Annotated in this window: 8 protein-coding genes and 1 pseudogene; 1 reads left to right on the forward strand and 8 read right to left on the reverse strand. The window is 66.3% G+C overall.

All coding sequences use genetic code 11. The features are described 5' to 3' along the window. Positions 1-47 precede the first annotated feature (47 nt). Entirely contained in the window at positions 48-1,373 is a 1,326-nt protein-coding gene (locus tag FJ426_RS24865) for a folylpolyglutamate synthase/dihydrofolate synthase family protein (protein WP_140561788.1), read from the forward strand. 109 nt (positions 1,374-1,482) lie between these two features. On the opposite strand, the pseudogene FJ426_RS24870 reads toward FJ426_RS24865, so the two are convergent. The 8 genes and pseudogenes from FJ426_RS24870 to tsaE all read right to left on the reverse strand — a co-directional run bounded on the left by FJ426_RS24870 (position 1,483) and on the right by tsaE (position 11,935). Next, positions 1,483-1,906, reverse strand: a pseudogene (locus tag FJ426_RS24870) (PIN domain-containing protein). Beyond that, the gene (locus FJ426_RS24875) at positions 1,887-2,135 is read right to left on the reverse strand and encodes a type II toxin-antitoxin system VapB family antitoxin (protein ID WP_140524091.1); all 249 of its coding nucleotides are present in this window, start codon (positions 2,133-2,135) and stop codon (positions 1,887-1,889) included. Before FJ426_RS24875 ends, FJ426_RS24870 begins: the two are co-directional and overlap by 20 nt. Before the next feature lie 64 nt (positions 2,136-2,199). Continuing rightward, the gene (locus FJ426_RS24880; RefSeq protein WP_140491165.1) at positions 2,200-2,481 is read right to left on the reverse strand and encodes a cupin domain-containing protein; all 282 of its coding nucleotides are present in this window, start codon (positions 2,479-2,481) and stop codon (positions 2,200-2,202) included. 134 nt (positions 2,482-2,615) lie between these two features. After that, entirely contained in the window at positions 2,616-2,939 is a 324-nt protein-coding gene (gene trxA, locus FJ426_RS24885; protein ID WP_140491167.1) for a thioredoxin, read from the reverse strand. A gap of 74 nt (positions 2,940-3,013) precedes the next feature. Then, entirely contained in the window at positions 3,014-6,535 is a 3,522-nt protein-coding gene (addA, locus tag FJ426_RS24890) for a double-strand break repair helicase AddA (protein ID WP_140561785.1), read from the reverse strand. Further along, positions 6,532-9,666: a double-strand break repair protein AddB gene (gene addB, locus FJ426_RS24895; RefSeq protein WP_140561783.1), complete on the reverse strand. Its 3,135-nt coding sequence runs from the start codon at positions 9,664-9,666 to the stop codon at positions 6,532-6,534. Before addB ends, addA begins: the two co-directional genes overlap by 4 nt. Then, complete coding sequence (locus tag FJ426_RS24900; RefSeq protein WP_281405500.1) at positions 9,663-10,427, reverse strand: nucleotidyltransferase family protein; 765 nt, start codon at positions 10,425-10,427, stop codon at positions 9,663-9,665. The genes addB and FJ426_RS24900 overlap by 4 nt, the downstream gene beginning before the upstream one ends. After that, positions 10,424-11,935: a tRNA (adenosine(37)-N6)-threonylcarbamoyltransferase complex ATPase subunit type 1 TsaE gene (tsaE, locus tag FJ426_RS24905; RefSeq protein WP_140561780.1), complete on the reverse strand. Its 1,512-nt coding sequence runs from the start codon at positions 11,933-11,935 to the stop codon at positions 10,424-10,426. Before tsaE ends, FJ426_RS24900 begins: the two co-directional genes overlap by 4 nt. Positions 11,936-11,938 lie beyond the last annotated feature (3 nt).

Here is an 11,938-nt window from a genome sequence, read left to right on the forward strand (position 1 = left end):
CGCGAACCGCGATTGCGCGCGATCCATCGCGCGCTTAGGACTCTTACATGACCACGCTTGCCGCCGACCGTGAAATCGAAGCGCTGATGGCGCTTCACCCGAAAGGCTTCGATCTTTCGCTCGACCGCATTTCACGGCTGCTGGAGCGGCTGGGCAATCCTCAGGACTTGCTGCCGCCGGTGATCCATATCGCCGGCACCAACGGCAAGGGCTCTTGCGCCGCCTTCTCGCGGGCGCTTCTGGAAGCGTCCGGCCGGCTCGTGCACGTGCACACCTCGCCGCATCTGGTCAGCTGGCACGAGCGCTACCGGCTGGCGGCCGATGGCGGCGGCAGGCTGGTCGAGGACGATATCTTCGCAGAGGCCATCGCCCGCGTCGCCAAGGCCAATGGCGGCGAGAAGATCACCGTTTTCGAGATCCTCACCGCCGTCACCTTCATCCTGTTTTCGGAGCATCCGGCCGATGCCGCCATCGTCGAGGTCGGCCTCGGCGGCCGCTTCGACGCCACCAATGTCATCGCCAGACCGGCTGTCTCGGTGATCATGCCGGTGTCGATGGACCACGAAGCCTATCTCGGCGACCGCGTCGAACTGATCGCCGCCGAGAAGGCCGGCATCATCAAGCGCGGTTGCCCGGTGGTCATCGGCGCGCAGGAAACCGAGGCGGCGCAGCAGGTGCTGATCGAAACCGCCGAGCGGCTCGGCTGCCCGACCCTGGTCTATGGACAGGATTTCCTCGCCTTCGAGGAGAACGGCCGCATGGTCTATCAGGACGATGATGGCTTGATGGATCTGTCGCCGCCGCGGCTGCCCGGGCGCCACCAGTTCGCCAACGCGGCCGCCGCGATCGCCGCCGTCAAGGCAGCCGGCTTCGAGATCAGCCACCGTGCCGCCGAGAAGGCGATGACCACTGTCGCCTGGCCGGGGCGGATGCAGAAGCTGTCGCAAGGCAGGCTGACGGAACTGGCGCCCAATGGCGCCGACATCTGGCTCGACGGCGGCCACAATCCGGGCGCCGGCGTGGTCGTCGCCGAGGCGCTGGCCGAGCAGGAAGAGAAGAACCCCAGGCCGCTTTTTCTCATCTCCGGCATGATCAACACCAAGGACCAGAGCGGCTATTTCCGCGCCTTCAATGGCCTCGCCCGGCACGTCTATACGGTGCCGGTGAGCCTGAGCGACGCCAGCGTGCCGAACGACGAACTGGCGGCCCGTGCCACCGAGGCCGGGCTGACGGCCGAGCCGGTGAGTTCCGTCGCCAGCGCGCTGATGTTGCTGCGGGACACCTGGGACGGCCCGCCGCCGCGCATCCTGATCGGCGGTTCGCTCTATCTGGCTGGAGCGGTGTTGGCGGAGAACGGCACGCCGCCGACGTGACATGGCGATAATCGGAAATCTATCCTACCCGCCCCCGGAAAACGATCTCAGCTTGGGAAAACGTCATGGCACAACATACCAAAGACGCTTCGCGTGATCCGTTCCAACGCTAGAAATCCCACGGTGAGATCAGGTCGAGGTTGGCGGTGGCAAAGTCGTTGAGGTTGCGCATCGCCAGCCGACCACCATTTACACGCACGATCGCGGCGATCATGCCATCGGGAGCCGACATTCCACGGCCCAGGCGGCTGGCGGTTCCCATGATCTCCCCGTAAACCAGCGCAGCCTCTTTCGTCAGCCCAGAAATCCGGTCGGCGAAGCGACGGCGCCATTGAGAAAGCCCCTGCTCCAGGCGATCCGCACGCTCATCAGGTCGGATTTTGTGAATGCCGAAAGCGACTTCAGCAATCGTCACCGTGGGCCAATTCAGCATCGTTGCGGACAAGCCAGGCGAGAACGGCTTCGTCCGGTGCCTTCTTGAGTGTTTCTGAAATCACATCGGTGTCGACGAAATCAAAGCTCGGGTCCAGCATGAACCAGGCGGCCGTCGCGGATGATTTCCTTCAGATCGATATCGACGCCACAACTGGCCGTGAGGCGGGCGTAGAAGGTGGTGGCGGGCTCGCGTCCCGCCTCACGGATCTCGTACGATTCAAGCGCTCGCTCGACGACATCTGCTATCGAGCGATTTTCGCGACGAGCAAGTCTATGAGCCAGGTCGCGTGCTTTTGCGCTACGGACCGAGAGCTGAGGTTCGGCCATCTCAAACTCCGTTGTTGGAAGACATATATACCGATTTCCGCTGCGGTATTCGAGGCGAACGCCGCTATTTCAGCTCGATCTCAATGAAGGCATATTCGCCGTCATTGGCGCTGATGACGTCGTGCTCGACGCCTTCCCTGCGGAAATAGGGCGCGCCTTTCTTCATTTCGGCGAAGGATTCGCCGTCCTTGGTCAGAAGCTTTACCTTGCCGTCCATCAGCGGCACGACAACATAGTCGTGGCCATGGCGGTGCCAGCCGGTGTTGTCGCCCGGCTGAAAGCGGTATTCCGTGACGATGACGCGCTCATTGTCGATGAAGACGGTGGCCTTGGCGGATCCGGTCATTTTTCCTCTCCCTGCATCTGCTTCCAGCAGAAGACATGGAGGCCCCGGACGTCAGGGCCAGAGCGGGCGACCAATGACGCCAACAAAAAGCCCGGCGCGATCGGCCGGGCTTGATGTCAGGAATTTCGGATTGATCAGGCGAGATTACCGTTGATCCAGTGCGACAGCGCGGTCTTGGGCGCGGCGCCAACCTTCACATCGGCTCTTTCGCCGCCCTTGAAGATCATCAGCGTCGGGATCGAGCGCACGCCGAATTCCGCTGCCAGTTCGGGATTCTCGTCGATGTTGAGCTTGGCGATCTTCACCTTGCTGCCGAGCTCATTGGCGATGTCTTCCAGCGCCGGCGCGATCATCTTGCAGGGACCGCACCATTCCGCCCAGAAATCCACCACGACCGGCTCCTTGGCGTCGAGCACAGCGGTCTGGAAATTGTTCTTGTCGACCTTGACGGTAGCCATGCGGAAATCCTTTCGAAATTTTTCGTCGCACCAAATGTGGTGGTTGCCGCGCCCTTCTTCAAGCAGTTCTTGTGTCACGCTCGCGTGAGTCGGGCAAGAGCGTCATCCATGGCCCGAGCCGGTAGTTCGATCAGCCGCGGCGCCTCCGTGAACAGCAAGGCCGCCGTGACTTCGCGGCCGGGATAGAGCGGCCGCAGCAAGGCGCGATAGAGCGCGAGCTGCAGCAGATAGGCGGGCGGAACCTCGCCCAGCGAGGCGGGCGCCGGCCGATTGGTCTTGTAATCGATGATGGATACGCGGTCCGGCGTCACCGCCAACCTGTCGATCTTGCCGGAAATCGAGCGTTTCGTGCCCTTGACGTCGAGGCTGCCCATGACCGCCACTTCGGCGCGCGAAGAGGGTCCGAAAAGCGGCGCGAAACGCGGATCGGCAAGGATCGCCATCACCGAGGCGACCGCCTTTTCGCACTCGCCGGCCGGCCATTGCGCGCCGGCGCGGGCGAGATAGCGTTCGGCTGCGCCCTGGCGTTCGTTTTGCGCCACGCCGGGCAGCATCTGCAGCAGTTTGTGCAGCGCCAGGCCTCGCATGACGGCGAAGCCGGGTTCGGCGTCGCCATCCAGCACTGGCGAGCCGGTGTCGATGACGCTTTCCTTGCCCTCGTCGATCAGGGCGGAGGCTCCGGATGGCGACAGCGGGCGCGGCAGGTCCTCGTATGGCGGCAGCGGCTTGAACAAGATTTCGGGCGGCGGCCCGAAGTCCCGCGTCTGCCTGGCTTCGCTCTCGGCGACCGGTGCAAACGGCGGCAATCCGGTCACCTGGAAGCGATGCACTGAGACGCCGCCGCCGGCCGGATGCGGATACTCGGCACTCTCCGGCGCCCCGACCAGGGCACGGCTGACGAGCGAATGCCAGGTGCCGGTGTTCGGCGCGCGCTTGCCATGATAACCGCAGACGATCAGCCTGTCCTCGGCCCGGGTCATGCCGACATAGAGCAGCCGCCGATACTCGTCATCGGCGAGATCGCGCGCCCTTGCCGCGGCAGCCTTCGAAATGGCGTTGGCGACGTCGCTGGCCGAACGCCAGAGAAAGCCCTTGCCGCTCCAGTTCAGCCCGGAACCCTCGAACGGCATCAGGCGCGGCAGGTGCTGATCGCTGAACGGAGCCGAACCGCCATCGACCAGGAAGACGACAGGCGCCTCGAGCCCCTTGGCTGCATGCACGGTCATGACGCGGACCTCGTCGCGGGTCTGGTCCATCTCGCGCTTGATTTCTGGGCCGGCGCTCTCCAGCGTCGACAGGAAGGCTTCCAGCCCGGGCAAGCCGGTCCGCTCCTCGGCAAGGCAGAAACTCAGGAATTCGTCGAGAATGTCCCCGGCTTCCGGCCCGAGCCGCGCAACCATCTTGCGGCGCACGCCACCGCGTGCCAGCAGGCCGGCATAGAATTCGAACACCGGCTTGAAGACGGCCTCGTTGGCCCAGATGTCGAGTTGAGCGGCGACCGCCGCGAGCGCTTCGCTTTGGCTGGCATGCTGGCGCAGGGACTCGGCCAGCGACAGGCCGGATGGTCTTTGCGCGGCCAGTGTGAAAAGCGTCTCTTCCGACAGATCGAAGATCGGGCTCCGCAGCACGGCGGCGAGCGACAGATCGTCCTGCGGCTGGATCAGGAAATGGCCGAGCGCGATCAGGTCCTTGACCGCGATGTGGCCGGGCAGGCTCAACCGGTCCGCGCCGGCGACCGGGATGTCACGACGTTTCAGGGCACGCGTCAGTGCATGGACGAAGCGATCGCGCTTGCGCACCAGCACCAGCACGTCGCCAGGGCGCAGCCTCTTGCCGCGGCCTTCGATGACCTCGCCATTGCCGATCCAGCCGGCAAGGGTGGCGGCGACGTTTTCGGCAACCCGAACCGCCGGCGCGCGGGCATGGTCGACTGCCTGCGTCCAGTCGTCCGGCTCGTCGACGACGTCGGCGCCGATGGATGGCCAGACCTCGACATAGCCCGGTGCATCGGTGCGTATCGCCTTGTGGCTCAGCGGGTCGGGGTCATGGCTGATGCCACGCCGCACGACCGGATCGGCGAAGACACGGTCGACAGCGGCCAGAACATCGTCGGTCGAGCGGAACGACCAGGTGAGCTTCAGATCGGCGAAGGGCGCATCGGCGTCGCGCACCTTGCTTGCAAACAGGAGCCTGCTGTCGGCGAAGGAATCCGGCGCCGCTCCCTGGAAGGAATAGATCGACTGTTTTTCGTCGCCGACAGCGAAGATCGTCCGATGCGCGGTGTCGCGGGCGCCGATGCCGGCGAAGAATTCCTCGGCCAGCCGCTTCACCACCTCCCATTGGTCGGGGCTGGTGTCCTGCGCCTCGTCGAGCAGGATGTGGTCGATGCCCTGGTCGAGCTTGTATTGCACCCACGGGCCGGCATCGGGCCTGGCCAGGAGACTGACGGTGCGGGTGATCAGGTCGTTGAAGTCGAGGAACCCGCGGCCACGCTTCAACTGCTCGTAGCGGGCGATCAGCCAGTCGGCCAACGTCAGCGCGGCGCGCGTGCCCTCCAGCATCCGGAACAGGGCGAGCCGGTCGACCGTCTCGACGATTGCGGTGGTCGCCGAGAGATAGCGCTCCGCCAGGTCCGGCAGCCGGTCGAGCAGCGCCTTCTTGAAGGCCTTGGCTGGATCGTAGACGTCGCCGTCGGCCTTCAGGAAAGCCCGCGAAAGCAGCTGCAGGCGGCGCACGGGGTCGGTTTCCGCGAAAGCCAGGCGCGCATGAGGCAAGATGTTGTTGAGCACCGTCCTGGCGTCGGCGGCCTCCGCCGCCTGGGCGAAGCCGGCAAAATAATCCGGCAGGAAGCCGGGCAGCGGCCAGATGGCGGCCGCTATGCCTTCGGCGGTCTGGCCGGGACGGAATTGGAATTCGTCGAACAGCGTCTGGAAGTTCGGGCCGCCTCGATCGATTTCACCGATGAAGGCGCCCAGTTCGTCGCGCTTGCGGACGATCTCACCCAGCAAAGCGTCGAGCCCGGCCTCGCCACCGCGCTCGAGCACGGCGGCGAAAGCTCCGGCGAGGTCCGGCCGATCCGCCGCGCTGCCCGAAATCATTTCACGGCGCGCGGCGGCGAACAACGATGCCTCCATCTGCGGGTCGAGCATCTCGAAATGCGCGGGGATGTTGGCTTCCAGCGGGAACTGGTGCAGCACCGATTCGCAGAAGGCATGAATGGTCTGGATCTTCAGCCCGCCGGGCGTTTCCAGCGCCTCCGCAAACAGGCGGCGGGCGCGGCGCATGGTTTCGCGGTTGGGCCGGCGGCCATCGAGCGCCTCGACCCTCACCGCCAGTTCGGCATCGCCGAGCGCGGTCCATTCCGACAGGGTCGAGAACACCCGGTTCGACATGTTGGCGGCGGCGGCACGCGTATAGGTCAGGCACAGTATCTTCGACGGATCGGTGCCGCGAAGCAGGAGCCGGATGACGCGCTGGGCCAGCACATGGGTCTTGCCGGACCCGGCATTGGCCGACACCCAGGCGGAATTCCTCGGATCCGAGGCGCTGGCCTGCCTGGAGGCGGTTTCGCCGGGGGTGGGATAGGCTTTCTTCATGCCTCCCCTCCCTCGTCATCCGCATCGCCGCCCGCCGACCATTCGAGCACGCGGGCGAGATGGTCGTAGTTGCCGTCGGTCTCGCCTTCGCGGAACGGCAATGCCCGCGACAGATAGCCGGCCGCCGGATCGGCATAGTGGATGAGCAATTTCTCCAGCCGCGCCCAGGCCTCCTCGGCGAGGTCCGTGGCGGTGCGTGGCTGCCGGTTGTATTCGAGGATCGATTCCTCGAAAACCTCGCCATTCGGCTTCAGCCTGACAAAAGCCAATTGCGAGGGCTCGCGCGCGCCGAGTTCCTGGAAAGCGCCGCGCCTGAGCAACGCGCCCTCCAGGGCCAGTTGCGGCGACAGCAGCGTGTGAGCCTGCGCCTTGGAAGGCGAGGAGCCGGTCTTGTAGTCCAATATGTCGGCCATGCCGCCATGGAGAAGATCGACCCGGTCGGCATAGCCCGACAGGGTGATCCCGGATTGGCCGACCATGGTCTTGCCCGCTCGCGCCTCGGCGTGGCGCCGGGCCACGGCCCCAGCGCGGCCGCGTTCCCATTCGATGATGCTGGCGGCGAGTTTTTCGAAACGCGGCCACCAGACCGCCTCGACATCGGTGGGAAGTGCTGCCTCGGCGAAGCAGGTCCGGCCGGCGGCGAGCAGGCCGGCCAGCGCATCGGGAGCACGCGGATCGGCCACGCTGCCCGAGAACAGATGCAGGATGGCGTGGAACAGCGTGCCGCGCTCGGCCGCACCCGGGTCGCGGATGACCGGGTCGAGCGGCAGCAGGCCGAGGATGCGCCTGGCATAGACGGCGTAGGGATCGCGACGCAGCGTCTCGATCTCGGTGATCGAGAAATGGGTTGGACGCAGCGCGACCGGCGGCTTCGGCTGCGGGCGCGGCGCGAAGTCCCGCCGCGGGCCGGAATCGAGCGCGCGCGCCCAGGCGATGAGTTCGTCGCCGCGTTCGGCAAGCCTGGCTGCCTGGTCCTTGCCGATATAAGTGAGAATGCGCTGCAGCCAGCGCGAGGGCACGGCGGGCGCGTCACCGGCGCGTGCGGAGCGCGACAGCACCACCTTCGCCGCCCCCATGGCCATCTGGAAATCATGCGCGGCAAGCCCAATGCGCCGTTCGGGCGGCTCCAGGTCGATGCCGGTCTTCATCAGCCGCGACATGAAGCGATCGCTTTCGGGTTTGCGCGGCCACACGCCTTCGTTCATGCCGCCGATGACCAGCGTGTCGACATTCTGCAAGCGGGCTTCCAGCGCCCCCCAGATGGCGATGTTCCTGTCTGTGCCCTGCGCCGGCTTGACCGTCTCGGGCGCGATCAGCGCCGCCATGACATCTGGCCATTCGTCGGCGGCAAACGACAGCGGCACGGACGCCGCGACCAGTCCACGCAACAGGTCGGCCAGTTTCTCTCCGGCATCGCCGGCATAGAGTGCGCCAAGCCCGCCATCGGCCGCACGGCCTAGATTTTCCAGCACCACGACGCTGGCCTCGACCAGCGCCACAAGACCGGCGTCGGCCTGGCCGCGAAAGGCGGCAAGCGGCGCCAGCGCTTCGTTGAGACGTCCAAGCAAATTCCGCGCGCCTTCGATAGCGCGCACGGTCAGCCGGGTAAACCAGAAAGGCCGCCTGCTGTCGGCGCCGAGGTCAACCAGGCGGGCTTCGAACAGGTCCGGCAGCGACGCGATGTCGGGGCGGCCGGTGCCGCCGCGCAGCGCCACCAGTTCGATCAGTTCCGCCGCATGGCGAACGCTCGTCCGGTCCAGGCCAAGGGCAAGCAGGGGATGCTTGAGCAACGACAACAGGCCGACCGGGTCACCGGGACGGAACACCGCCTGCAACGCCAGGCCAAGCAGGCCGGCGGCGGGCGTGTTGGAAAGCGGCACACCACCGGAATCGTCGGCGACGACGCCGAAGCGGGCGAGTTCGACCGAGACGCGGCGCGCCAGCGCACGGTCGCCGGTAACGAGGGCCGCCCTTTGGCCGGGCTGCTCGACCGCGCGCTTGAGCGCGACGGCGATCGCCACGGCTTCATCGCGTTCGCCGGCCGCTTCCAGCAGGCTCACGCCGGAGAACGCCTGCTCAATGTCGGAGGCGGAAAAGCCGCTGCGCGTCTCGGCCCACAATTCGGTGGTCTCGGCCGGCCGCAGCGCTTCGCCCACGAGGGCGGCGCGAAGCGCGAGCGCACGCTCGGCCGCGCCGATCTCCTCGACATCCCCGCGCAGCACACCGATGGTGCCGATCAGCTTGGCGAGGCCGTATTGCGGATGGCCGAGCACGGCCGGACGTGCGCCCGGCGCCGTGATGGCCTGGAAAGACGGCTCATCCATCGTCCGGTCGAGGCCCGGCAGCACGATGGCTCCGCCTGCCAAGCGGGCGATGGCGGCCAGCAGCTCTGCCGTGGCGGGGATGGAGCCGGTGGAACCGGCGGCGATAACCGGCCCGGCGGGCGGATTGCGCCGCAACCGCGCCGCTTCCAGCCGGATCAGGGCGCTGCGATGCGCGGCCGGGTTGGAGAGGTTCCGTTCCCCAAGGAATTTCGGCCAGGCGTCGGTGACGATGCCGAGAAAATCAAGCGTGACCTGCCACCATCCCGCGAGATTGCCGCTCACCAGGTCAGCGAGCCGCGTCCAGTCCGTGCCTTCCGTCTCGATCTCATCCATAAGCCGGGCGAGATCGCGTGCCAGCCAGATCGCATCGGCGGTGGAGGCCGGAATGACGATCTCCTCATCGAAAAGCGCCGCCACATGCGCCGGCAGCCGGCGTTTCCAGGCGCGCACCAGCGGCGCCAGCAGCAGCAGGCGTTCGGTTGCCGCGATCGGCGGAGCGAGGTCGATGGCCGACGACGCTTCCGTCTCGAACGCTGCCTCGTCCTCGTCGAATTCGCCGAGCGGCCGGATGACCGGCAGAATCGCCGAACCGCCGCCGCCCCTGGCCGACAGGCTGTCGACGAAGACGCCGCGCAAGGCGCGCGCGGCGCGCCGCGTCGGCACATAGATGGTGACATCGGCCAAGGCGAGCGGGTCGCCATCGAAGCGAAAGCCCGGAACAAGACGCCCGGCCAGCAGCGCCTCGGCAAGCGTCGGCAGAAACGGCGCACCGGGGGAAATGGAGAAAACGCGGTCCGGGCCGCTCATTGCGACTCGGCTAGCGCGCCCGCGACCGCCGCTTCCGCGCTGGCAATGGCGTCAGGCGTGCCGACGGTGATCCAATGGCCGTGCATCGGCATGCCGAACAGCCGGCCGGCGGCGATCGCCTTGTCGAAGTAGGCGTTAAGCGAATGAGGTTCCGGCAGGGCACCCTTGAAGATGCGCGGATGGACGATCGCCGCCCCGGCATAGATCAGGCCCGCCGGATCGCCCTTGGAACGCCGCAGGGTGCCGTCCGGCGCCACCAGGAAATCGGTGCTGCCGCAGTGTCCGGTCGCCTGATGGAGATCCGCCAGCATCAGCAGAATATCCATTTTCGCGGCGTCCCATGCAAGGGCGAGACGGTTGAGATTGAGCGTTCCTTGGTCGATCCAGAAGGTGTCGGCGTTGAGGATGTAGAAGGGCTGTTGGCCGAGCTCCGGCAGCGCCTTGACGATGCCGCCGGCGGAATCGAGCAACCGCTCGCTCTCGTCCGAAATGACGATCCGCGGCGCATGGCGCGCGCCGAGATGGGCGACGATCTGTTCGGGAAGATAGTGCACGTTGACGACGGCCTTGCCGATGCCGGCCGCGGCGAGACTGTCGAGGCCCCAGTCGAGCAGCGTCTTGCCGGCGATCCTGACCAGCGGCTTGGGGATCGTGTCGGTGATCGGCCGCATGCGCTTGCCGAGCCCTGCGGCAAGCACTATCGCAGTTTTGGGCACGATCGCAGTTTTGGGCACGCTCGCTGCGTCCGGTATCGATGTCACGGCGTTTGCTCCTCCAGCAGACCGTGAGCGGTATAGAACTCGCGAAGGCCGGCCAAGGCAGGATGAGACAGCGCCCGGCGCAGATAGTCGCGGATACGCGGCAAGTGCTTCAGATAATAGGGCTTGCCGTCGCGTTTTTCGAGCCGGACGAAGATGCCGAGGATCTTGGAATTGCGCTGCGCCGCCATGATCGCATAGGCCTCGAGGAATGCCGCCTCGTCAAATGGGCCGGCCGCGTGGCGGGCGGCGACATAGGCATCGAGCGTGCGTTTCTCGATGCCTGGCGGGATGGTGACGCGCGCGTCCATGGCCAGCGAGGCGACGTCGTAAGCGGCGGGGCCGATCAACGCATCCTGGATATCGACGATACCGAGCCGGTCATGGCCGGAGCGCTCAGCGCGCCAGATGATGTTCGGCGAATGAAAGTCACGCAGCATCAGCGTGTATTGGCTGTCAGCGGGCCGGTCGAGAACCGCGTTCCACTCCTTGTGGTAGCCGACGCGCAAGGCATCGCCCGCCGGAGCGCCCGTCAGCATCGGCACGTACCAATCGACCAACAGGTCCGCCTCGATCAGCATGGCGTCGCGGTCGAAGGGCGGCACATCGTGAAACACACCCGGTGCGGCCTCCATCCGGTGGGGCCAGGTCTTGCCATGCATCATGGCGAGCAGTTCGGCCGCCGCCTCATAGCGCTCGGCGACCGGCCTGCCATGCCCGTCCAGGAAACCTTCGGAGCCCAGATGTTCGAGCAGCAGGAATCCCTGGTCGAGATCCTGCGCATGGATTTCGGGAACGCTGACCCCGGCGGCGAGCAGCGCGCGGTCGATGGCGGCGAAGGCTGACACCGACTGGGCGGTGTGGGCGATGACGCCATAGGGCTTGCCGTCGCGCACCGGCGGGCCTAGCACCAGCCGCGGCGAGTTCATCAGCACCCTCGCGGCGTGGCCTGGAAGCGAGACAATTTCGTAGGAGCGGGCAGAGGCATCGCCGATGAAATGGCGGCGGCTGGCCTCGCCCCATCCAGCGCCTTCGAGGAAATCACGCATGGCGAGAGAGCGCGCCACCCGATCGTAGGCAGCGCCTTGCCCGGACAGTCTCGCCAATCGGCCATCGCCATGCTGGACGAGTTCGATCAGCACGGCGGTCCCAGGCAAATAACCCTCGGCCCGTTCCGGCCATTCGACAAGGGCCGCGCCTTGCGCCAACGCCTCGTCGAAGCCCAGTTCATCGAGCTCGGCTGCCGAGGACAGGCGGTAGAGGTCGAAATGATGGACCGGAATGCGCGTGTCGTAGCTTTGCACCAGGGTAAAGGTCGGGCTCGGCACATCGAGGCCGGCATCGTCGGCCAAGGTCCTGATCAGCGCCCGCGCCAGCGTCGATTTGCCGGCGCCGAGATCGCCCTTCAGCGCCAGGACGTCGCCGGCGCGCAACGCCAGCGCCAGATCCTCACCCAGCCGCGCTGTCTGTGTTTCGTCGGCGAGTAAACGCTCGAGCATCAATGCGGCCATCGA

Origin of the sequence: Mesorhizobium sp. B2-6-4, from assembly GCF_006441495.1 — a bacterium.
Lineage (GTDB): Bacteria > Pseudomonadota > Alphaproteobacteria > Rhizobiales > Rhizobiaceae > Mesorhizobium.